The organism is Staphylococcus sp. FSL W8-0774, assembly GCF_038006785.1.
In the GTDB taxonomy this organism is placed as follows: Bacteria; Bacillota; Bacilli; order Staphylococcales; family Staphylococcaceae; genus Staphylococcus; species Staphylococcus pasteuri.
In genome coordinates, this window is the sequence record NZ_JBBOVW010000001.1 from 408,696 (window position 1) to 432,622 (window position 23,927).

Consider the following 23,927-nt stretch of genomic DNA (forward strand, 5'->3'; position numbering starts at 1 on the left):
TAAAATATAAAAACAGAGCGATAATTGGAATTCTACTCAATTATCGCTCTGTTTTTATATTATTTTATGTATCTATCATGCATTAAAATTTTAAGAATATCTATTTGAGATTGTAGTTCATGTCCTACATTAGTGTCTTTAATTTTTTTACGTGTTAGTTCTTCATCAACAACACGTTTAACTGATAACTCATCCGCACCATCTGATAATACTTTTTCCTTAGTATTAAATTCTTGGTGAGCAACCAATTGCATACCAAATGAATTATAAAGTAACGTATAACCAGCTATTCCTGTAGTAGATTGATAAGCTTTTGAGAAACCGCCATCAATAACTAACATTTTACCATCTGCTTTAATTGGATCTTCACCGTCAATTTCTTTTACTGGTGTATGCCCGTTAATGATACGGCCTTCATCAGGATTTAAATCAAAGTCTTTTAACATCTTACGAATCATATCAACATCTTCTCGTAAGTAATAATAAGGATTCTTTTCTTCTTTATGTGAGGCTTTATCTTCAATAAAATAACGTTCAAATGTTGTCATGGCACGTTTACCAAATAATGAAGAGTATTTACCAGTCCATAAATACCAAACTAAATCAGTAGAAAGATCATCTGTGATTTCTTTGTCGTCAAATGCTTTTCTTACATGATATTCAAAAACATCTAATAGTTCACGTCCACTATGTGATTCACCATCGATTTCAAATGATTCCATTTCGCCATTTTCATCTACTGGAATGCATCCATGAATAAGTAAATTTCCGTTATAAGGCAGATATAATTTTCCTTCTCTCATTAAGAAGGACATGTGGCGACGAAGTTTTTCAGATTGTTGGAAAGAAAGGAGTAACTTCTCAATAACATCTTCCTCTTCTTTCAATAATGTTTCAGGATGTTCTGGATCAACAGTTTGGAAACATGTATCTTTTAATGGGTATGTTTTACCGTAAACAGTAATTTCATTCTTGTCGTAATCAATTTTTTCTAAAACTAAGCGTTCTTCCATTTCAAATGATGGGCGACGTTTGATAATTGGCATTTCAAGCTTAAACTGTATCATTGCAATTGCTTGATGAATCTTCGTAATCTGATGTTCTTCACGTTGAGTAAGACTTACTTCCTTGTCAGGACGTTTTTTCGGTTTGAACGCTGGATTATCTCCACTATAATATTTTTCAGCTAAAGTTAGTAATGGTCTTAAGTTAATGCCATATGCATCTTCAATAATATCTAAATTATCATAACGTGCACAGATTCTAAGTAAATTAGCTAGACACACTTTGGAACCGGCATAAGCACCAATCCATAATACGTCATGATTTCCCCATTGAATATCTACAGAATGATAATTAATAAGCGTATCCATAATTTTATCTGGTTTAGGTCCACGGTCATAAATGTCTCCAACTACATGTAAATGGTCCACGACTAATCGTTGTACAGTATATGAAAGACCGATAATTAAATCATCAGATTGTTCTAATTCAATAACTTGGTTAATCAATGTTTCGTAATATGTTTTTTTGTTTTGATATTCATTATTTTTATAAAGCAACTCTTCAATAATGTATACAAATTGTTTTGGTAACGCTTTGCGTAATTTAGAACGAGTATATTTTGAAGAACAGTATTTTGTTAATTCTATTAAACGTTCGATAGTTGTAATATACCAAACATTGAGCTGACCTTTCGCATTGAATTGATTTTTAACTAACTTTAATTTGTCTTCAGGATAATATACAAGTGCTGCTAAATCATTAATTTCTTTTTCGTTAAGCGTATTTCCGAATATATCATTTATTTTTGCTCTGACATTACCTGAACCATTTCTTAAAACATGTTGGAAAGATTCATATTCACCATGTAAATCACTTACGAAATGTTCAGTGCCTTTTGGAAGTTCTAATATTGATTCTAAATTGATAATTTCTGTAGCTAATTTTTCAGCACTATCAAAACGTTGTGATAGTAAGTCTAAATATTTTTGTTTCAATTCACTTTCAGTAATATGTGTCATGATTTGTCACTCCTGTTTATAAGTTCCAATATAGTCAGTCTTTGTAATAATTAATGCGCTTACATTTGATTATCAAGAAAAAGTGATTAATTTTCAATAGCAAAGCTTTATTTGAAAATATATTTTCATATTCAGAGTGATTCAAGTTTGAAAATGACAATTTTTTACCAGGAGGCAAGTCAATTGAGTAGCCAAATAAATAGGAGAGATATGGACATGTAAAAAATAAAAACGCCAACAAAGTAGTCACTATGTTAGCGTTAAGTAATAATATATTATTTTACACGTTTACGTTTCACAAAATATCTAATAACAAAGTAAATAATGGCAATGATGATAATGACATACATAATTCTAGAATATGTATGAATACCATTCATTAATGCGCCAAAACTATCGCTAAGCAAACGACCTAGTATAATAAGCGCAAAGTTCCATATAGTTGTACCCAATAATGATAAAGATGTGAAAACAATAATATTCATACGATTAATACCTGCAGGGATGGTAATTAATACACGTAATACTGGTATGAATCGACATAGAAATACTGCCCATGCGCCATATCTTTTAAACCAATCATTGGCACGTTTTAAATCACTACTTTTCAATTTCATCCATTTACCGTGTCGATCGACAAAACGATAAAGTTTTTCTTCTGAAATAAGACGACAAATATAGTATAAAATTAATAATCCAATAAATGATGCAATCGTTGCAATAATCAACAAGGTCCAAACTGATAAATGAGATTTAACTGATAATAATCCTGCAAAAGTTAAAATAATTTCTGAAGGGACAACAGGTAAGACATTTTCTAATAAAATTAAAATAAAAATAGCTGTATAGCCCCATTGGCTAATAAAATTCGTTATAATTTGTTCCATTTATATAAATAGACTCCTTTATTCATCTAAACAATCTACTTAATTAAAAGTACGGTAACGTCATTATAATAAAAAATAGTCATAAATGCTTGTGAAAGGGGAGTCAATTTAAAATTTTATTAGTATTTTTAGTTTTTTAAAACACTAAAATTGTTTGTTTATTGTAGTTATAGTTTTAACTCTAAATTGAGTATTACACTTGTGACAGTATATTGAATGTATTGTTAATATTTATTGAATAAAAAGTGAATATTTTATTAAATTTATATTGTAACCGTTTCCATTTCGTGCTATTATTATTAAAAATTGTAGCGCTACAAGAAATTTTTAAGTTGTTTCTTAGTAGTTTAATCATAGTCATCTTGAAGGATTTCTGAAACTGAACGACAACACTTAGAGACAACATATTTAATAAGGGAAGTAGGAAAAGAAATGAATAAGAAAAGAAGTAACGTTCGTTGGGGCTTCGCAATTGCATTCTTCTTGATCGGAGTTATTGCATACATGGACAGGTCTAATATTTCTTATATTGCTGTTCCAATGATGGAAGATTTGCATTTGTCAAAAGCTCAATTTGGTTTATTGGCTTCATTTTTCTCACTAGGTTATGCATTAATGCAAGTACCTTCTGGGATGTTAGCTGAAAAATTTGGACCACGTAAAATGATTACAATTGCATTGGTATGGTGGAGTGCTTTTACTATATTTACAGGTATGATTAAGCATCATGGTTTATTATATTTTGTTAGATTTTTATTTGGTGTAGGTGAAGCGCCAATGTATCCTTCGAATGCAGTATTCAATTCATTTTGGTTTGCAAAAAATGAAAAGGGACGAGCTTCAAGTGCTTTATTAGCTGGTTCGTACTTTGGCCCTGTATTAGCGCCAATTGTGACTATAGCTATCGTAAATGTATTTAACTGGGAAGCGGTATTTTATATTTTTGGTGCAATAGGAATTGTAATGGCAATACTTTGGGCAATTATTGCAAAAGATTTACCTGAACAACATAAAATGGTCAACGAGGCTGAAAAACAATTTATTATGCAACATAGAGATATTGTAGACACAGACAAATCGTTACCACCTTGGAAACGATTCTTAACTCACTTTAGTTTCTATGCAATTGCAATTCAATACTTTGTTGTTCAATTCGTTATCACTCTGTTTTTAATTTGGTTACCTACATATTTAACAGAAGTATATCATGTTGATTTTAAAGATATGTCAATTAGTTCTCTTCCATGGTTATTAATGTTCTTCTTAATACTTAGCGGAGGAGCAATTTCAGATAGAATTTTAAACACTGGCAAATCACGCTTTGTCGCTCGTGGTGTTATTGCTATTATAGGATTTATTGTATTTTCAGCGTCAATGTTCCTTGCAGTACATACAGATAGCCTTTATGTTACTATTTTCTGGTTATCATTAGGACTTGGTGGCGTTGGTATGTCTATGGGTATGAGCTGGGCAGCAGCTACTGACTTAGGCCGTAACTTCTCAGGTACAGTATCAGGATGGATGAACTTATGGGGGAATATTGGGGCATTAACAAGCCCATTGTTAGCAGGAATATTTGTTGAAAGTCTAGGATGGACTTTAACATTTGAATTGTTAGCAATTCCTGCAGTAGTAGCAATTATAATGTGGTTCTTTGTTAAACCTGATAAACCATTAGTTATTGATGAACATAAAACAATAGAATAGTAGATATTAAAAAGAGCAATATGTGAGATTGTATAAATATAGTAATGTACTATATCAAATCTCATTTATTGCTTTTTATATTTTGTTAAGTACATAATATCTTAATAAGAAAGGTGTGTTTTAAATGATGATCATTAATGCAAAAATAAAAATATTAGAAGAAAAACGAGACGAATATTTAAAATTAATGGAAAGTTTAGTTGAAGAAACAAGAAAAGAAGATGGGGTCTTATACTATAGCCATTTTGAAGATGTACAAGAACGTAATACATTTGTGATAGTTGAAAATTATGTTGATGAAACTGCAATCAACTCACATATGGAGTCTCCACATTTCCAAAACTTTAATAATAAAGTTAAAGAGTATGTTGCAGAAGAACCAGTTATAGAAATTGCCCAACAAATTAAATAAATTTGGTAGATAAAATATAATGGGAAATAGTAATCAAATATTAATGAAAGTGATATAATAGTATGTATCATTGATGGATTGTGAACAATACATCTAATAAGTTAACGCTATTGAGAGCGGAATAACGCTGATTTCAAATCAATGAAATGAGAAACATTCCGTTCTTTTATTTTGTTTAAAATCAATAAAAAGGAAAGGAGAGGACATATTGAAGAGTTTTATACAGCTAGTCATGACATTTAATAAATCAAAAGTTGATCCATATAAAGGGTTAAGACAAGGATTATTAATGATTATTCCGGCTCTTTTAGGATATTATTTTGGCTTTTTCTCTTTTGGTATATTAATTGCCACAGGTACATTAGCGCATATATATGTCTTTAAAGGAGCACCAAAATCACAAATTAGAATTGTAATACTTTGTTCTTTAGCATTTGTAGTATGTATGATGCTTGGAACATTGACAACAGCACAACCAATTATATTTGGTATCTTGTTATTAATTGTTACGGTAGTACCATTTTATATATTCACTTCTCTCAAAATAGCAGGCCCTTCATCTACGTTCTTCATCGTAACGTTCTGTTTACCGATGAATTTACCTATTGCACCTGACCAAGCATTAATTAGAGGGTTAGCTATATTAATAGGTGGAATATTAGCGACATTAATGGTGCTATTAACTATTTATATTAAAAAAGAAAAAGCTGAAGATAGTGCAATTAATGCAGATTTCAAAGTAATTCAAGATATGATGGAAAATTACAATGACCCAGAAGCATTTAAAAAAGTTGCAAATTCAGCAGTATCTGCATTTAAAGCGTCAGATAAACTACTCATAACGTCATCTGCGAATAATGATAAAATGAGTTCACGATTTCAAAAATTATTATTAATTCATACTTCAGTTCAAGGTATTTATTCAGAATTATTAGAGCTTAATGAAAAAAATATACGACCATTACCTAATGATTTAATTGAAATGTTGAATTTCATTATCAATAAAGTAAAACATCCAAAAACTAATCATCAAACATGGAAAAAAGAAATCAATGTAAGTTCTGAATTTGAAAATTTATTAAATCATATACTAAAAATAGATGAAATTGCACATGCTGATTCTAATCATATCGAACATGAAGCAAAAATTAGAACACCTTTATATAGTAAGCGTACTTTACAAAATCTAACATTAGATTCTATTGTATTTAGAAACACATTGAGATATACAGTCATCATGTCAGCAGCAATATTCATAGCTTTATTCTTTGGATTTGATAAAGCATACTGGATTCCATTATCTGCACATACCTTATTGGTAGGAACATCAACAATTCATTCATTAGAAAGAGGTACTGCAAGAAGTTTTGGTACTATATTAGGTGTTATAGTGCTAACAGGAATATTAGCATTTTCTATTCCAACACCATTAGCAATTATATTAATGGGATTAGGCGCTGGAATTACAGAAATGTTTGTTGGTGCAAATTACACGTTTGCGGTAATATTTATTACAATTCAAGTTATCTTACTAAATGGTCTTGCTTCACAAAACCTATCTATTAGTATTGCATATCCAAGAATTGTAGACGTAATTATTGGTGTAGCTATTTCTACTATCGGCCTATTTATATTGGGACAAAGAACGTCATCAATATTGTTACCAAATACAATTGCAGAAGTTGTGAGAAAAGAAGCATCGTTCTTCCATTACTTATTCTCAGAAAACAAGTATCATAATAAAGAAGAAGAAAAAAATCTTAATCTAGGATTATCAGTTAGATTGAACAATATGACTCAAATGTATAATGCAGCGAATGGTGAGTTGAAGTCATCCAATATTATTATCCAAGTATATTTGCGCTTGAAGAAATTAGTTTTATGCTTAGTAGGGCGCTTAGTGATAATCATCGTTCAAGAATAGATGATCAATTAATGGGTGAATATTTAGCTACATTTGAAAACATTGCTAAACATTTCGAATTACAATCACATCTCGAAGTAAAAGAATTAACTGATTTACCACAGTATAATTATATTAAGTCTGGTTTAATGAAAATACAGAAAAACAGTCAAAAAGCACGTGAAGATGCTATTGAAGCAGGCATATTAGGTAAGTAGAGTAGTCTGAGGGTTGTCTAACCGTAGTATGACGTCATAGTGGTTAAATAGTTAGTATTGGTGGTAATACTAATATATAAGCAAATTAAACTGGAGATGAATACTATGCCTTGGACAATGGATGATTACCCACAGAGTTTAAAAAATCTTGATGAATTAGAACGTAAAAAAGCAATTGATATAGCTAATGCCATGTTGAAAGATGGTTATAAAGAATCAGATATTATCCCAATTGCTACGAAACAGGCTGAAAAATGGTACAAAGATGCTTCTAAAGATGATTTAAATGAATTGAAAAATAAACACATTACACAACATCAAACAGATCAGTCTGCAAACCCAGAATTAAATGAAGAACCTATACACGTTTACTTTGAAGACAATGAGTGGAAAGTAAAAACAGAAAAGGCTAAACAAGCTTCTGATACTTTTCAATATAAAAAAGATGCAATTAAGCGAGCACAAGAAATTGCAGAAAATAAAAATACGAAAGTAATAGAACATCAAAAAGATGAATAGAGAAAAAGTCTAGAAAGGCTATCCTCAAAATGAGGGTAGTCTTTTTATATTGGATGCGACTAAAGTAGGGAGTGCAATTATTTCTTCTTCTTTATGAACTTAGTTATAATAAAATTGATAAAGAAGTTGGAGGAAATAATATGTATGTAGAGAGAAAACCCTCATTATATCTAGAAGACTTAAGAACAGAATTTAAAAATAGTTTGAATACATTTAAAAATAGCGATGAAGCTTTTGATATTTTAGTAGGCTTTGTTGAGTTAGATCATATTTATTCATCAGCACTTAAAGAAATTAGTACTAAACTAAGTATATTAGATGATAACTTTAATCATATGTATAAACATAACCCTATTCATCATATGGAACGTCGTGTGAAAGAAATGGGAAGTTTAGTTGGAAAGCTAAAACGCAAAGATTTGGAAGTAAGTGCTGAAAGTGCCAAAGAAAATATTATGGATATCGCTGGTATAAGAGTTATATGTAATTACTTAGATGATATTTATGTAATTGAAAAAATGTTATTAAAACAAGAAGATGTCAAATTAATCAAACGTAAAGATTACATTGAACATCCTAAAGAAAATGGCTATCGAAGTTTACATATTGTTGTAACGATTCCTGTATTTTTAGCTGATTCTGTAGAAGTAACACCAGTAGAAATCCAGATAAGAACAATTGGTATGGATATGTGGGCAAGTTTAGAACATAAAATCCGATACAAAAATAATACAGATACTGAAAAATATAAAGGACTGTTAGAACAATGTGCAACAGAAATAACAGATGTTGAAAGAAAAATGCAGCAAATTCACTCAGAAATCTCTAAAAATGATTAATTAATTAAATTTTCAAAGTAGTATGTAGTAATAATATAGTATATTATTCCATACTACTTTTTTATATTAAGAGAATATATATTAAAAGTATACGTTATAATAATAAAATAAATTTGTAGACGACCGGCAGTCTAAAAAATGAGTTTTAATTATTGAAAATGACGTAGCGTAATAAGCTACATTTGTATTAGGAGGTGAATAATCTATGTCTTATTATACGACAGGTGACATTGCAGAACAGTATGATGTTTCAGTAAGAACTATACAATATTATGATAAAAAAGGTATCTTAAAACCCAGTCATTTTACAAAAACCAAAAGACGTATTTATACAGATGATGACTTAAAAAAACTAGAGTTGATATTACTATTAAAAAATATGGGCTGCTCATTAAATGAAATTAAAACATTAATGAATGAAGAGAGTACGATGAAAACCTTGAACTATATTCTAAATATGAAAGAAGAAACATTGATAAAACAAATTGAACAAAAGCAAAGCATAGTTGATAAAATAAAATTAACAAAACAATATTTTAATGAAAGTTCTGTAACACCTATATTTAAATTAACTGACATAGAGAAAATAGTGAAAGAATCTAATAATATGAAAGAGACTTATAAGAAAATAATTCTAAGTGCAAGCATAGTCGGTATAATTCAATATACAGGATTAATAAGTTCATTCGTTTTAAGAAATAAAACGCCATTAGTTATCGTGTCTCCTTTTATTATTAGTTATGCAATTGGGATAACACGCTATTATTACAAAAATGTAGAGTTTATTTGTCCTAATTGTCAAAACCAATTTCGACCATCACTGAATAAAGTGATCACTGCGAAACATACCATGAAGACACGAAGACTGGAATGTCCAAATTGTCACGAAACGAATTATTGCATAGAAACACCAGCTAAAACTAAATAATTATTTTGATTAAGCCTCGATGACTATCAGCGAGGCTTTTTATTTGCAGTTAAAGTAAGCGTTTGCAAAACGAGGATACATATATTAATATACTTGTATACAAGTATAAAGGCAACTGGAAATTGAGGTGTAAGATATGACATATGGCTATCCAGAAAGTTGGAAAAGACATTTAACTACAGGTGAGTCAATCGCTGCTGAAATAAGATTAGGCATTATTAATGGTGACATTGAATCTGAAACTTGGTTAACAGAAAATCAAGTTGCTAAACAATTTAATGTAAGTCGATCACCTGTTAGAGATGCTTTTAAACTATTACAAACAGACCAATTGATACATTTAGAACGAATGGGCGCACAGGTTCTACCTTTTGGAGAGCAAGAAAAGAGAGAGTTATATGACTTACGTTTGATGTTAGAATCGTTTGCCTTTTCAAGGTTGAGAACACAGGATACACAACCTATCGCAAAGGAAATGAAAAAGCAGTTAGAAATGATGAAAGTAGCCGTACAATTCGAAGACGCTGAATCATTTACAAAACATGATTTCGAGTTTCATGAGGCAATGATTTTAGCTTCTAATCATCAATATCTAAAAACCTTTTGGTACCATCTTAAACCTGTCATGGAATCACTCATTTTATTGTCTATGAGACGTAGAATGTTAAAAAATCCGGATGATTTTGAACGTATCCATCGCAATCATAATGTTTTTGTGGAAGCGGTTGATAATAAAGATTCAGACAAATTAAGAGAAGCATTTCATTTAAACTTTGATGATGTTGGAAAAGATATAGAAGGATTTTGGTTACGATAATTTTTTTGAGAAAGTAGGGGAAATGATGAAATATATGATTGGAGTCGATATAGGGACAACGAGTACTAAGTCAGTGCTATATGACGAAAATGGACAATTTATAATGAAGCATAACATTGGATATGAATTACATACACCTAATGTTGATGTCTCTGAAGAAAATCCAGACGAACTATTTGATGCAGTCTTAATGACAGTGAAATATGTGGTAAGGGAAGCAAACATAGCAAAAGAAGATATTAAATTGATTTCTTTTAGTGCACAAATGCATAGCCTTGTTGCTATGGACGAAAATCATCATAGATTAACTGAAAATATTACCTGGGCAGATAATAGAGCAAGCAAATACGCAACATTAATCAATAATCAATATAATGGATTAGATATTTATAGAAGAACAGGCACGCCAATCCATCCAATGTCACCGTTATCAAAAATTTTCTGGATGAAACACGAACAACAATCTACTTTCGATAATACTGCCATGTTTGCTGATATTAAGACATATATTTTATATCAATTATTTGAGCAATATGTGATTGATCATTCAATGGCTTCAGCAACAGGTATGTTTAACCTTGAACAATTAGATTGGGATGATGATGTACTCAATTTATTAGGTATTTCACGATCTCAATTACCAGAGTTGGTACCAACAACACATATTTTAACTGGAATGAAAAAACGATATGCAACTTTAATGGGCATTGATGAAAATACACCAGTCGTCATAGGGGCAAGTGATGGCGTTTTATCAAATCTCGGTGTTAATAGTTATCAGCAAGGTGAAGTAGCAGTCACAATCGGAACGTCTGGAGCGATAAGAACAGTGATTGATAAACCGAGAACAGACGAAAAAGGACGTATATTTTGTTATGTGTTAACTGATGAACACTATGTTATTGGTGGGCCAGTAAATAATGGTGGCGTTATTTTAAGATGGCTTCGAGATGAAATATTAGCTAGTGAAGTTGAAACGGCTAAAAGACTTGGTGTTGATCCATATGATGTACTAACACAAATTGCAAGTCGAGTTAAGCCTGGATCAGATGGTTTAATCTTCCATCCATATTTAGCAGGTGAACGAGCACCGTTGTGGAATGCCGATGCAAGAGGATCTTTCTTCGGGCTTACATTATCACATAAAAAAGAACATATGATTCGTGCTGCTTTAGAAGGTGTTTTATATAACTTATATACTGTATATCTTGCATTGATTGAAGTGATGAACGAAACACCAAATGAAATTAAAGCAACAGGTGGATTTGCGAAAAGTGAAATATGGCGTCAAATGATGGCAGATATTTTTGATACACAATTAAGTGTACCTGAAAGCTATGAAAGCTCATGTCTTGGTGCTTGCGTTCTAGGTATGAAGGCACTAGGAGAAATAGATGATTTTTCAATAATTGAACAAATGGTTGGAACAACTCATGAACATCAACCTGATCCCAATACAGTAGACATTTATCAACAGTTAGTCAAAATATTCATTAAGATTAGTCGTTCATTAACAGAATCTTATAGTGAAATTGCAGATTTTCAACGTCAACATATGGATTAATTGATTTCATAAAATATCTTAGCACATAGACAGTATTTAATTGCAATGTAGCCATGTCACTTTTGAATTCGAGCAACTTTATTGAGAATAACACAGAAAAGGAAGAAGGGACTGCCATGTTTGGAGAAATTTGGCCACTAATTAGCGTTGTTTTAGGAATTATCATTTTATTAAGTTTAATTATATTTTTAAAATTGAATACCTTTATTGCTTTAATTATTACATCGATAATCACGGCATTACTATTAGGAATGCCACTCAATAAAATTATGGAAACTGTTGAAAACGGAATGGGTAGCACATTAGGTCATATCGCTTTAATTTTTGGATTAGGTGCTATTTTAGGAAAGTTACTTTCTGATGGTGGAGGCGCGACAAGAATCGCTGATACATTAATCGCAAAATTTGGACAGAAACATGTACAGTGGGCGATGCTTATTGCAGCATTCATCGTTGGTATAGCATTGTTCTTTGAAGTAGGACTAGTCTTATTAATCCCACTTGTATTCACAGTAGCTAAACGTGCAAACGTTTCTATTTTAAAACTAGGACTACCAATGGTAACTGCTTTATCTGTGACACATGGATTCTTACCTCCACATCCTGGACCGGTTGTTATTGCAAAAGAATTAAAAGCCAATATCGGTCATGTATTAATGTACGGAATTATTATTGCAATTCCAGTCACATTAATCGCAGGTCCATTATTTAATAAATTTGCGCAAAAAATCATTCCTTCAGCATACTCACGTGAAGGAGATATTTCAGCATTAGGCGCACAAAAGGAATTTACTAATGATGAGATGCCAGGATTTTGTATTAGTATTTTAACTGCAATATTACCAGTTATATTGATGCTGATTTCAACAATTGTTCAATTGGTTACTGGACATGATACACCTAAAAATAGTGTTGAGTCGATCATTTATCTAATTGGTAATGCGGGTACTGCAATGCTTATAGCAGTTATCTTTGCAATATTTACTATGGGAATACTTCGAAAAAGAAAAATGGAAGATATTATGGAATCAGTCACACAAGCTATATATCCAATTGGTATGATGTTGTTAATCATTGGTGGTGGCGGTACATTCAAACAAGTTCTAATAGATGGCGGTGTTGGTGACACAATCGCAAAAATGTTTGAAGGTACACATATGTCCCCAATTTTACTCGCATGGATTGTTGCTGCAGTACTTAGAATCGCATTAGGATCTGCTACTGTTGCGGCTATCTCTACTACAGGTATAGTCATGCCATTACTTCAAGCGTCAGATACCAATGTCGCTTTAGTCGTACTAGCTATTGGTGCAGGTAGTGTTATCTTATCTCATGTCAATGACGCTGGTTTCTGGATGTTCAGAGAGTATTTTGGATTAACAGTTAAAGAAACTTTCTTAACTTGGTCATTACTAGAGACAGTTATTTCGGTATCAGGCATTATCTTCATCTTATTTATTAGTTTATTCGTATAAAATATTTATAATTATACCGGCTGGAGACAGTCGGTATTTTTGTATGGATTTATAAAGGGTCGCAACAAAAACTGATATATTTCTTGTCTGTTTAAACCATTTTTGAATAACTGTGAAGCATTGATATAAAAGATTTGAAAACTTAATGGTATACATGAACTAAAGTTCATGCATAAAACCTTCTAAGTAATCAATTATTAAGAAGGTCTAATGTGCAGGGGTGATATTGATGACAATAGATATTACTATACATATCATTGTATATTTACCGGTTATGGTAACTATTACGTTTATTGTTATGTGGTTTATCAAGCACATTCGAGCAAAAAAATAAACCCGTCTTACTGCAATAAGACGAGTCTAAAAGCTGTTTGTGTAGAACATATGAATTGAGTTAACCCTCAAAATATGTTGCTTAGTTTTTCCACCTAGTAAACACTCTAAAAGTTGCTAGGTGTATTTTTATGCTTAAATTATACTATGATATGAAGATTAAGGCAATAAGTTTGAGTGTAAAATACTACTAGTTGACTTCAAATAGTAGGAGATATAGTAATAGAAATCCCAAAATCTTAATGAGCAATATATTGTTTTAAATATAAAAAATTCTCACATTAATTTAAGATAAAATATTAAAATGATGTAAACTATGCACATTGTGGTATTAATGATAAAATGATGTTATACATTAGCAGTTATTCTTTTAAAAAGGGGTAGTAGAGACTTTGAAACAAATAAAAAAAGCAATTATTCCAGCAGCTGGTTTGGGTACTAGATTTTTACCAGCAACAAAAGCAATGCCGAAAGAAATGCTTCCAATTCTAGATAAACCAACTATTCAATACATCGTTGAAGAAGCATCTAGAGCAGGTATTGAAGACATTATTATCGTTACAGGTAAACATAAACGTGCGATTGAAGACCACTTTGATAACCAAAAAGAACTAGAAATGGTATTAGAAGAAAAAGGTAAAAATGATTTATTAGAACGTGTTCAATATTCAACCGATTTAGCTAATATCTTTTACGTTAGACAAAAAGAACAAAAAGGTTTAGGTCATGCCATCCACACAGCACGTCAATTTATTGGCGATGAACCATTTGCAGTGTTATTAGGCGATGACATTGTTGAATCTGAAACACCTGCGATTAAACAATTAATGGATGTCTATGATGAAACTGGTAAATCTGTCATTGGTGTGCAAGAAGTAGCACCAGAAGATACACACCGTTACGGTATCATTGATCCATTAGAACAATCTGGATTACGTTATGAAGTTAAAAAATTCGTAGAAAAACCTAAACAAGGTACAGCACCATCAAACTTAGCTATAATGGGACGTTATGTATTAACACCAGAAATCTTTGACTATCTTGAAACACAAGAAGAAGGCGCAGGAAATGAAATTCAATTAACTGACGCAATCGAACGTATGAACACAGAAAGCCAAGTGTACGCATATGACTTCGAAGGTGATCGATACGACGTTGGTGAAAAATTAGGATTCGTTAAAACAACGATTGAATATGCATTAAAAGATAAAGACATGAAAGATGATTTAAAAGCATTCATTAAACAATTAGACTTATAAAGCAAAAAGGCATCAATCACAATGTATAGTGATTGATGCTTTTTCAATATTATTTTAAAACTTTGATAAAACCTTGATTAGCAGTTAAATAATAACCATCTGTTGTTTTTAATCTAGGTGTTAACTTACTAGTAAATTCGATATCAATAATATCTATTTTTGTGCCTTTTTCTAAAGTCTTAACTGGATCTTTCTTAAAACCTACATCCTCATATAGCTTACATTTCTTAATTACTTCAACAGATTTCGGAGTGTTTGTAATATAGCCTTCAATACTATCAAGATTGATTGGTGTAACAAAATCTTGATTAGCAGTTATATAACTTCCATCCTCTGTAACCAATCTAGGAGTGCCTTTATCACTTTTATCCATATGGATAATACGAATACATTGGCCTTTATTAATATCACTTATTTCGTTTATAAAGTTTGCTTCTTCATACTTCTTAAACTTTTGCAATGCGACAACATGCTTTGGTGTATCAGTTAGATATTGTTTCATGTTTATGTCTTCATCTCCATCTTTGTATGAGTGAAATGCTAATGATAAGTTCTGACGTTTTAAATAATTATAATCGCTATAATGAGGTGGTGTAGCTTTTACTAAACACTTCTCAAAATCATTATAAGTGATTGAAATATTAAAGTCAGTATTTTTAAAGAAGATATCTTTATGTTTAATATAAAGTGATTGATTTGTCCACTCATATTTGACGGGTTTAATGTATCGTTCGTCGTGAATTTTAATTAGTTCGACGGAATTTATTTCTGTTTCTGCTAATTTAAAAATCTCAATTTCATCGTATAATTCATCTTTAATATAATATGTACCTCTAAATATAGGCACACAATCTAGTGCTAATTCAGGTAAATGTTTTAAATCTTCAGGATACATGTAGTACATAGTATTTTCTTTAATATACTTACTAACTTTTGCATCATTCAATAAAAAGTTGATTAATGATTCTAAAATATTTTTATTTTGTTGATAAGCGTCATAAATACGTTTGAATTTATCAGTAATAATTAAATCATTCATATTGTAACCTGCATTAGTAATTAAAGACTCTACTTTATCAAACTGCTTATAAAAGAATGATTTATCTTTTGATTTATTAAATGTCTTAGTTAATAAAAATCTAGAAATAAAATCAATTTCCACTATTCTACTTAAAATTTTAATCATAATTCCATTTTCTATATCCATCTTTAAGACATGCTCAAGTATATTTAAATTTAATTGTGATTTCTCTAGCATGTTAGTGTCATTAACTAGAGAGTCATTTAGTTCGTAACGGTTTACATGATCTACAGGTTCAGTGGTCATTGATGCTGAATGGCATAAAGGTAAAGTTTCAAAAAAGAATAATTTATCTTCCCCATATTTCATATGTTTAAAGGTAATATGATGATCTAACAAAATAGAACGTTTGTAAATTTTACCTGGTGGTCCTACAGCACGAAATATTTTGAAAATATCACTTGGAACTAAATTATCATCCTGTTTATATGACGCAAAACGAGCAATTTTTTTAATGTTTTCATTAGTATGTTTATAACATTGACCAAATCCAATATCTGATTGATGACTGTTCACTTGTTCAACAAATTTAGGGAAACCTTCAGTATCTAACCAATCATCAGCATCTAAGAAAGTAACATAATCACCTTGTGCTTTTTTAATACCTAAATTTCTTGGAACCGCAGGACCACCAGAATTTTCATCTAGTTGGTACGTCTGAATAAAGTCATATTTTTCGTTATATTGTTTTAGTAATTCATATGATTTATCTGTGGATACATCATCTATGAATATTGCTTCAATAAGCGTTTTATCTATTTTTAAGTCTATCAAAGATTGAATACATGTTTCTAAATATGCTTCTTTATTATATACAGGTACAATAATTGAAATAAGCTTTTGAATAATACTCTCTCCCTAATTAGTGTTTTGAAATTGTTATTTTTATGACTGAATAATATATTTGAAAATCACTAAAAGTATAGCACTATCAATTAAAATATCAAAATATTAAATAATTAAATGTGCGGTATAATAAAAAGCTTCTCCATTGATTGGAGAAGCTTCTTATTATTTATCAAAAATAAATGAATTTATTTTGTTTGCAATATTATCAAAATCGTCATGTGTTAATGATACATACAATTTGATCTTAGGTTCAGTACCAGAAGGTCTTAATGCAATAAACCCTTCTTTGAAGTAAATTTTAAGTACATTTGCTTTAGGTAACGTAATAGAAGAGGTTTGATTTGTTTGGAAATCAACTTTTTCTCCTGTTTCATAATCTTCAATAGCAATGACATCTAATCCATTAATAGAACGTGGTGGGTTATTTCTATATGTTGTCATAATATCATCGATAATTGCCTTGCCTTTTGCACCTTCAAATGCATGAGAGAATAATTTGTTATTGTGGTGTCCTACTTGTTGGTAGATATCTTCCAACTCATCTTTTAACATACGTCCTTCATTTTTAAGTTCAGAAGCATATTTAATAATAAGCGGTACGATCTGAATCGCATCCTTATCTCTTACGAATGGACCAGCTAGGAAACCATAACTTTCTTCATAACCAAGTAAGTAATTTTGATCATCAGACATATTTCTAATTTCTTCAGCAATATATTTAAAGCCAGTTAACACTTCTTTGTATTCTACATTATGATAACGCGCTAATGACTTAGCTAGTTCACTACTTACAATAGATTGAATCATAATTCTATTGTTTAAGTGTGCTGTTTCATTAATACGATAATTTAATAATAGGGCACCAATTTGGTTACCATTAAAGTAATGAATATTACCGTCTGCATCACGCTCTGCTATACCTAAACGGTCAGCATCTGGATCAGTACTAATTAATAAATCAGCTTTAATTTGATTTGCAAGTTCAATGGATTGATCAAACGCTTTATGATCTTCTGGATTTGCACTTGCAACAGAACTGAAGTTAGGATCAGGTTTACATTGCGCTTCAACTAAATTAAATTGATTGAAATTTAACGTTGTCAAAATGTCAGGTACAACAGGTACGCTTGTTCCATGTAAACTTGTAAACACCACTTGTAAATTTGATTTAGGAATGTCACCGACTAATTCCTTAATGTGTTCAAAGTATGATGTTCTTACGTCAGTTGGGACTGTTAAAATGTTTGATTGTTGTTGTTCATTTAATTCAGGTAGTTCAATGTTAAGTGGATCACCTAAATCGTTAATATAATCACTTAGCTCGGCAGATGGTTCTGTAGACAGTTGTGCACCGTCTTCACCGTAAACTTTGATACCGTTATAGTCTTTAGGATTATGACTTGCAGTAATCATGACACCCGCATCTGCTTCTAAAAATCTAACAGCATAAGATAAATCAGGTGTTGTACGGTATGTATCAGATAAATAAACTTTGATATCATTACTAGCTAAAATCGTTGCGATAATTTGAGCGAATTCCGGTGACAAATGTCTTGTATCATAATGAATCACTGCTACTGGTGATGTGTGTTTGGATTGTAAAAACTTGGCTAAGCCTAAAGCGACTTTAGATACAGTAAATCGGTTTAAACGTCCTTCTCCAAGTCCTAATTTGCCTCTTATTCCAGCCGTACCAAAAGCAAGTGTTGTTTCAAAGCCTTCTTGTTGAGCTTCAGTTGATTGGTTCTCATAAAAGTCTTTAACTAAACTTTCATCAGCTACTTTAGTCCAATTATCTTTCATAATATAAAATTCCCCTTTAAAAAATAATCGCGTTACATCTAAATTAATTATTTTAAATCATTATCAAACGGGTATATTGAATACAGATGTACGCATGTAAGTTAATCTTATTATATAGTACATTTATTGTAAGTTACATTAAAAAGATATAAAAAATGATGAGAAAAATTCAAAGTTGAAATTTAAGTATTTATGACAATATTAAAAAATAAGTGTTTATCAATTATTTTTTAATATCAAAAGTCTATACTTTTTAAATATTGTCTCATATAATTAGCATATCAAATATAAATGGGGATTAAATATGATAAATACAATTACAAGCACATTGCCACCAGTCCATGGGGGAAGAACTAAAGCGTTATTAAAACGAATCAAGTTTTTAGATGAGGAAATGAATATCGTTAATAAGATATATACTACAAATTATAATGCTAATTATAAAGAAGTATATGATGAATTTTTAAAAAAAGGTTTTGTAACTAAAAATACAGAATACGAAAATTTATATGATTGGCTTTCAGATTTTAAATTATTATCTATACCAACGACAAAATTTAAGAAAAAACCAATTTATAAAGAAAAAGATAAAGAAATTGAAGGACTACAAAAGAAAGAATTTAAAGATGGTAATGTCGTTCGTTATTATGATGGAGATACGTACGTTCTTTATAGAAGATATTATGAAGGTACTAATATTGTAGAATTCGAAGATGTTATGTCTCCTGTATCTAAGAAAAGAATTGAACGTCATGAGTACAATGTGTATGGTCAACTTCATAAAATTAATTATTTCTCTAGTAAAACATACTTTAAAATATTAGAAGAATACTACGATACAGAAGGACAAATTTATTGTAAGAAATTTTATGATGCTAGTGTAGATAAACGTATCGATTTTATTCAAATATTTAAAGACAATAAATATTTACGCTCATTTAAAACTGAAAAAGATTTATTTGAGTATTATTTCAATCATCGTTTTAAAGATGGAGATATCATCTTTAATGATGCTAGAGTATTAGATAAACCAATGCTTAATCAAATACCTAAAACTAAAAATGTTCTTGTATTCCACAATAGTCATTTAGATGGAGAAAATGTAAAAGGCTCATACAAAACAGCGCTAGGTAATGCTGATAAAGTAGCTCAATATTTATTACTTACTCAAATGCAAAAAGATGATATTCAAAACTTGTATGATATCGATGATAATAAAATATCTGTTATTCCGCATTTTATTGAACCATATCCTGAGTCAGATCAAGTTGAAAAATTAGACCGATTTGTATTTATCGGTAGATTAGGTTTACAAAAACAAATTGACCACTTGATTAAAGCATATAAACAATTTCTATCTTATGGTCATGATACTGAATTAACAGTGTTTGGCCCAGATGAAGCCAATCAAAAAAAATTAATGCTAGACCTTATTAAAGAATATAACTTAGGCGATAAAGTAAAAGTATATAACTATACTAATAATCCATTGGATGAATTTAGAAAGTCTAAAGCTTCATTATTAACTAGTAAGTATGAGGGCTTTGGCTTAACAGTAATGGAAAGTATAGAAGTAGGCTGTCCAGTTATTTCATATGACGTTAGATATGGTCCAAGTGAAATTATTGATGATGGCGTTAATGGTTATTTAGTAGAACCAGATAATATTGAAGAATTTGCAAAATACATGGATAAAGTAGTTAGAGAACCACTAACACATGTTGCTACAAAAGCAACACTCAAACAAGAAAACGCCGCAGCCAACTTTAAAAAGTTGTTTGATAAAATTAAATAGAAAGATTTTGAATCCGGACAAGTGAAGAACTTGTTCGGATTTTTACACTTCTGATTTCAATGAAATTTCTATATTTTTATTAGTTAACTTACTGCTTTTAAATTATTTGATAGAATGTATATATAAATTTGATAGAGAAGGTGAAATATATGAAAAAAGTGATAAATGTAGTTGGAGCAATTATATTTTCTGATAATAAAATTTTATGTGCTCAAAGAAGTGAAAAAATGAGCCTACCTTTAATGTGGGAATTTCCAGGTGGAAAAGTTGAAAAAAATGAATCAGAAGAAGAAGCCTTGATTAGAGAAATTCAAGAAGAAATGAAATGTGATATTTCTATTAATGAAAAATTGACAACTACAGAGTATGAATATGATTTTGGTATAGTTAACTTAACAACCTTTAAGTGTCAATTAAACCAAGATGTTCCTACTTTAACTGAACATAAAGAAATAAAGTGGTTACCAATTAACCAGCTTAATTCATTAACATGGGCTCCACCAGATATTCCAGCGGTTAAATTAATAATTGAAGGAGAATAGCTATGAATAGATTAATTGAAGATTTCACACAATCTTTACATAAAGGATTTATAGATAAAAATGTTTCGCACCAAGGAAATTTTACTCCCAAATTATTAATAAATAATAAAAATGAAAATGTTTTATCTACAATAGTTCAAGAGTTACAAAAGTGTATATCTTTTAGTATTTCAGTAGCATTCATTACTGAAAGTGGATTAGCTAGTTTAAAATCCATATTATATGATTTAAATCGTAAAGGAATAAAAGGGAGAATATTAACTTCCAATTATTTAGGATTTAATAGTCCTAAAATGTATAGTGAATTATTAAAATTAGAAAATGTGGAAGTACGTTTAACTGATGTAGAAGGGTTTCATGCAAAAGGGTATATTTTTGATCATGAAAATTACTCTTCTATGATCATTGGTAGTTCAAATCTAACCTCTAATGCATTAAAAATTAATTACGAACATAATATATTGTTATCAACTCATAGAAATGGTGAATTAGTACATAATATTAAGTCACAATTTAATGACCTATGGGATAAAAGTATATCCTTAACTCAGAAATGGATTGATGATTATAAAGAGACTTTTGAATACAAGTCAATAAAACAAATATTTGAATTACAAAATCAACAAAAAGTGTTGAATGATAAATATAAAAGCGTATTTAATATTCAGCCTAATAAAATGCAGAAAGAAGCATTAAGTTGTCTGGATTCACACAGAAAAGAAGGAAAAGATAGAAGTCTTATTATTTCGGCTACAGGAACAGGGAAAACAATATTGTGTGCATTAGATGTTAGAGCGTTTAACCCAGAAAAGTTTTTATTTATCGTACATAACGAAGGTATTTTAAATAGAGCCAGAGAAGAATTTCAAAAAGTAATGCCTCATATTGATGATAATGAATTTGGTTTACTTACTGGTAAACACAAAAACGTTAATGCAAAATATTTGTTTGCTACTATTCAAACTTTATCTAATAATGAAAATTTTAAAGCATTCTCAAAAGAACATTTTGATTATATTGTATTTGATGAGGCTCATAGATCTGCTGCTTCGAGCTACCAAAGAATATTCAACTATTTCACACCCAAGTTTATGTTAGGTATGACAGCTACACCAGAAAGATCTGATGATCTAAATATATATGAATTATTTGATTATAATGTAGCTTTTGAAATTAGATTACAAGAAGCATTGGAAAGTGAAATTTTATGTCCCTTTCACTATTTTGGTGTTACTGATTATTCAATTGGTGGAGAAATAAGTGAGGAAGTTGCAGATTTAAAGAATCTAACGTCAGATGAACGATTGCAAAATATTTTAGATAAAACTAACTATTATGGTTATTCTGGAGAAGAACTTAAAGGGTTAATTTTTGTAAGTCGAAGAGATGAAGCATATGAATTAGCGCAGAAATTAACGGATCATGGAATACCTTCTGTAGGATTAACAGGAAAAGATAAAATTGAATTAAGAAGTACCACAATTGAGCGTTTAAAAAATGGAGAAATTAGCTATATTATAACTGTAGACTTATTCAATGAAGGTATTGATATTCCTGAAGTTAATCAAGTCGTAATGTTAAGACCAACTGAATCAAGTATCATATTTATTCAACAATTAGGTAGAGGATTAAGGAAAAGTAACAATAAAGAATACGTTACAGTTATTGATTTTATTGGGAATTATAAAACGAATTATTTAATACCAGTCGCTCTATCAGGAGATCAGTCTCAAAATAAGGATAGTTATAAAAAGTTTTTAACTTCTAATAGTGAATTAAACGGTGTGTCTACAATAAATTTTGAAGAAATAGCTAAGAAAAAGATTTATGATTCTTTAGATGCAGTTAAATTAAATCAGCCTAAATTGATAAGAGAAGCCTATGAAACAGTTCAGAATAGAATTGGTAGACTACCTATGTTAATGGATTTTATTAGACAAAATTCAATTGATCCTAGTGTTATTTTTTCTAAATACAAAAATTATCATGAGTTTTTATTAAAAAATAAATACATAGAAGATAAAATCAATCTTAATGAATTTAAAAACTTAACTTTTTTATCAAGGCAACTAACTCCAGGTTTAAAGAAAGTGGATATTTTAGTATTAGAAGAAATATTGAAAGGCCCCATATTCATTAAAGAATTATTAGAGAAAATGAGAAAATTAAACGACGATATAATTGAAAAAGATGTAATAACATCCCTGAAAATTTTAGACTTCTCATTATTCAAATCAACAATTGGTGATACTTATGGTGAACCACTTATAAATATTGAAAATGACAAAATTCAATTAACAAAAGAATTTTCCAACTCATTAAATAATCCATTATTTTTAAAATATATTTTTGATTTAATAGAACTGTCTAAATATAATAATCGTCGATATCAAGATAGTGGAAATAGGATGATTATTTATAATAAATATTCCCGTGAAGATTTTGTTAAACTGCTTAATTGGGATAGTGATGAGTCGGGAACTATAAATGGCTATAAAATGAAACATCAAACTTTACCTATATTTATCACTTATGATAAACATGAAGACATAAGTGATAATACTAAATATGAAGATGAGTTTTTAAGCCAAGATGAGTTGAAATGGTACACAAGGTTACCAAGAAAAATCCAATCTCCAGAAATACAAAATATACTCAATCATGTGGAAAATAATGTAACAATGTATATTTTTGTAAAGAAAAAAGACGATGATGGTAAGTACTTCTACTATCTTGGAACAGCTAATTATATTGAAGGGACAGAAGAGGAAGATATAATGCCTAACGGAAATTCAGTTGTAACGATGAAATTATCTATGTATCAACCAGTTAGAGATGATATTTATAGGTATATTACTTCTGATTAAATATAATGAACTTTGATTGGAATGTTAGAATTTTTAAATTTTGGTGCAGGAACAGCGGACTTCCTAAAAGTGCTTGCAAAATATATCGAAAATCCATACCTGCTT

Annotated in this window: 16 protein-coding genes and 1 pseudogene; 13 read left to right on the top strand and 4 right to left on the bottom strand. The window is 30.1% G+C overall.

Going from position 1 to position 23,927, the window contains the following annotated elements; genetic code table 11:
- Window positions 1-59: 59 nt before the first annotated feature.
- Both NSQ15_RS01835 and NSQ15_RS01840 read right to left on the bottom strand, forming a co-directional pair.
- Entirely contained in the window at window positions 60-2,024 is a 1,965-nt protein-coding gene (locus NSQ15_RS01835; RefSeq protein WP_217194075.1) for a fructose-1,6-bisphosphatase, read from the bottom strand.
- Between the two features lie 275 nt (window positions 2,025-2,299).
- Entirely contained in the window at window positions 2,300-2,911 is a 612-nt protein-coding gene (locus tag NSQ15_RS01840; RefSeq protein ID WP_017636540.1) for a DedA family protein, read from the bottom strand.
- Window positions 2,912-3,343: 432 nt separating this feature from the next.
- Here NSQ15_RS01840 and NSQ15_RS01845 point away from each other — a divergent pair, with 432 nt between their 5' ends.
- From NSQ15_RS01845 to galU, 10 genes and pseudogenes are all read left to right on the top strand, one after another.
- A complete protein-coding gene (locus NSQ15_RS01845) occupies window positions 3,344-4,618 on the top strand; it encodes an MFS transporter (protein WP_154874049.1) in 1,275 nt (424 codons plus the stop codon).
- 124 nt (window positions 4,619-4,742) lie between these two features.
- Window positions 4,743-5,030 (top strand): putative quinol monooxygenase, encoded by a 288-nt coding sequence (locus tag NSQ15_RS01850; protein WP_154835357.1) that lies wholly within the window; start codon window positions 4,743-4,745, stop codon window positions 5,028-5,030.
- A 232-nt stretch (window positions 5,031-5,262) separates the two neighbouring features.
- A pseudogene (locus NSQ15_RS01855) lies at window positions 5,263-7,151 on the top strand (FUSC family protein).
- A gap of 105 nt (window positions 7,152-7,256) precedes the next feature.
- Window positions 7,257-7,670, top strand: coding sequence for a DUF2188 domain-containing protein (locus tag NSQ15_RS01860; protein WP_154835355.1), 414 nt, complete (start codon window positions 7,257-7,259; stop codon window positions 7,668-7,670).
- Window positions 7,671-7,810: 140 nt separating this feature from the next.
- Complete coding sequence (locus tag NSQ15_RS01865; RefSeq protein ID WP_046467018.1) at window positions 7,811-8,509, top strand: GTP pyrophosphokinase; 699 nt, start codon at window positions 7,811-7,813, stop codon at window positions 8,507-8,509.
- Between the two features lie 205 nt (window positions 8,510-8,714).
- The gene (locus tag NSQ15_RS01870) at window positions 8,715-9,437 is read left to right on the top strand and encodes a MerR family transcriptional regulator (RefSeq protein ID WP_154835353.1); all 723 of its coding nucleotides are present in this window, start codon (window positions 8,715-8,717) and stop codon (window positions 9,435-9,437) included.
- Window positions 9,438-9,573: 136 nt separating this feature from the next.
- A complete protein-coding gene (locus NSQ15_RS01875) occupies window positions 9,574-10,254 on the top strand; it encodes a GntR family transcriptional regulator (protein ID WP_119622581.1) in 681 nt (226 codons plus the stop codon).
- 25 nt (window positions 10,255-10,279) lie between these two features.
- The gene (gene gntK / locus NSQ15_RS01880) at window positions 10,280-11,818 is read left to right on the top strand and encodes a gluconokinase (RefSeq protein WP_017636533.1); all 1,539 of its coding nucleotides are present in this window, start codon (window positions 10,280-10,282) and stop codon (window positions 11,816-11,818) included.
- Window positions 11,819-11,934: 116 nt separating this feature from the next.
- Window positions 11,935-13,293 carry a gluconate:H+ symporter gene (locus tag NSQ15_RS01885; protein WP_154874057.1) on the top strand — a complete coding sequence of 453 codons (1,359 nt, stop codon included), beginning with the start codon at window positions 11,935-11,937 and terminating at the stop codon, window positions 13,291-13,293.
- A 725-nt stretch (window positions 13,294-14,018) separates the two neighbouring features.
- Window positions 14,019-14,885, top strand: coding sequence for a UTP--glucose-1-phosphate uridylyltransferase GalU (gene galU, locus NSQ15_RS01890; protein ID WP_029056107.1), 867 nt, complete (start codon window positions 14,019-14,021; stop codon window positions 14,883-14,885).
- 49 nt (window positions 14,886-14,934) lie between these two features.
- Here galU and NSQ15_RS01895 read toward each other — a convergent pair whose 3' ends face one another.
- Together NSQ15_RS01895 and NSQ15_RS01900 are read right to left on the bottom strand one after the other, a co-directional pair.
- Complete coding sequence (locus tag NSQ15_RS01895) at window positions 14,935-16,815, bottom strand: glycosyltransferase family 2 protein (RefSeq protein WP_340747181.1); 1,881 nt, start codon at window positions 16,813-16,815, stop codon at window positions 14,935-14,937.
- 162 nt (window positions 16,816-16,977) lie between these two features.
- Window positions 16,978-18,618: a phospho-sugar mutase gene (locus NSQ15_RS01900; RefSeq protein ID WP_154874061.1), complete on the bottom strand. Its 1,641-nt coding sequence runs from the start codon at window positions 18,616-18,618 to the stop codon at window positions 16,978-16,980.
- A gap of 304 nt (window positions 18,619-18,922) precedes the next feature.
- Between NSQ15_RS01900 and NSQ15_RS01905 the strand changes: the two genes are divergently transcribed.
- The 3 genes from NSQ15_RS01905 to NSQ15_RS01915 all read left to right on the top strand — a co-directional run bounded on the left by NSQ15_RS01905 (window position 18,923) and on the right by NSQ15_RS01915 (window position 23,822).
- Window positions 18,923-20,413, top strand: coding sequence for a glycosyltransferase (locus tag NSQ15_RS01905; RefSeq protein ID WP_029056110.1), 1,491 nt, complete (start codon window positions 18,923-18,925; stop codon window positions 20,411-20,413).
- A 149-nt stretch (window positions 20,414-20,562) separates the two neighbouring features.
- Complete coding sequence (locus NSQ15_RS01910; protein WP_340746890.1) at window positions 20,563-20,955, top strand: (deoxy)nucleoside triphosphate pyrophosphohydrolase; 393 nt, start codon at window positions 20,563-20,565, stop codon at window positions 20,953-20,955.
- Between the two features lie 2 nt (window positions 20,956-20,957).
- Complete coding sequence (locus NSQ15_RS01915; RefSeq protein WP_154874063.1) at window positions 20,958-23,822, top strand: DEAD/DEAH box helicase; 2,865 nt, start codon at window positions 20,958-20,960, stop codon at window positions 23,820-23,822.
- The last annotated feature ends 105 nt before the right edge of the window (window positions 23,823-23,927 follow it).

Coding starts and splice junctions, on each gene's coding strand:
- gntK (WP_017636533.1), top strand. CDS start 10,280: ATGAAATATATGATTGGAGTCGATATAGGGACAACGAGTACTAAGTCA.
- NSQ15_RS01840 (WP_017636540.1), bottom strand. CDS start 2,911: ATGGAACAAATTATAACGAATTTTATTAGCCAATGGGGCTATACAGCT.
- NSQ15_RS01915 (WP_154874063.1), top strand. CDS start 20,958: ATGAATAGATTAATTGAAGATTTCACACAATCTTTACATAAAGGATTT.
- NSQ15_RS01835 (WP_217194075.1), bottom strand. CDS start 2,024: ATGACACATATTACTGAAAGTGAATTGAAACAAAAATATTTAGACTTA.
- NSQ15_RS01910 (WP_340746890.1), top strand. CDS start 20,563: ATGAAAAAAGTGATAAATGTAGTTGGAGCAATTATATTTTCTGATAAT.
- NSQ15_RS01885 (WP_154874057.1), top strand. CDS start 11,935: ATGTTTGGAGAAATTTGGCCACTAATTAGCGTTGTTTTAGGAATTATC.
- NSQ15_RS01850 (WP_154835357.1), top strand. CDS start 4,743: ATGATGATCATTAATGCAAAAATAAAAATATTAGAAGAAAAACGAGAC.
- NSQ15_RS01870 (WP_154835353.1), top strand. CDS start 8,715: ATGTCTTATTATACGACAGGTGACATTGCAGAACAGTATGATGTTTCA.
- NSQ15_RS01905 (WP_029056110.1), top strand. CDS start 18,923: ATGATAAATACAATTACAAGCACATTGCCACCAGTCCATGGGGGAAGA.
- NSQ15_RS01900 (WP_154874061.1), bottom strand. CDS start 18,618: ATGAAAGATAATTGGACTAAAGTAGCTGATGAAAGTTTAGTTAAAGAC.
- NSQ15_RS01845 (WP_154874049.1), top strand. CDS start 3,344: ATGAATAAGAAAAGAAGTAACGTTCGTTGGGGCTTCGCAATTGCATTC.
- NSQ15_RS01860 (WP_154835355.1), top strand. CDS start 7,257: ATGCCTTGGACAATGGATGATTACCCACAGAGTTTAAAAAATCTTGAT.
- NSQ15_RS01875 (WP_119622581.1), top strand. CDS start 9,574: ATGACATATGGCTATCCAGAAAGTTGGAAAAGACATTTAACTACAGGT.
- NSQ15_RS01865 (WP_046467018.1), top strand. CDS start 7,811: ATGTATGTAGAGAGAAAACCCTCATTATATCTAGAAGACTTAAGAACA.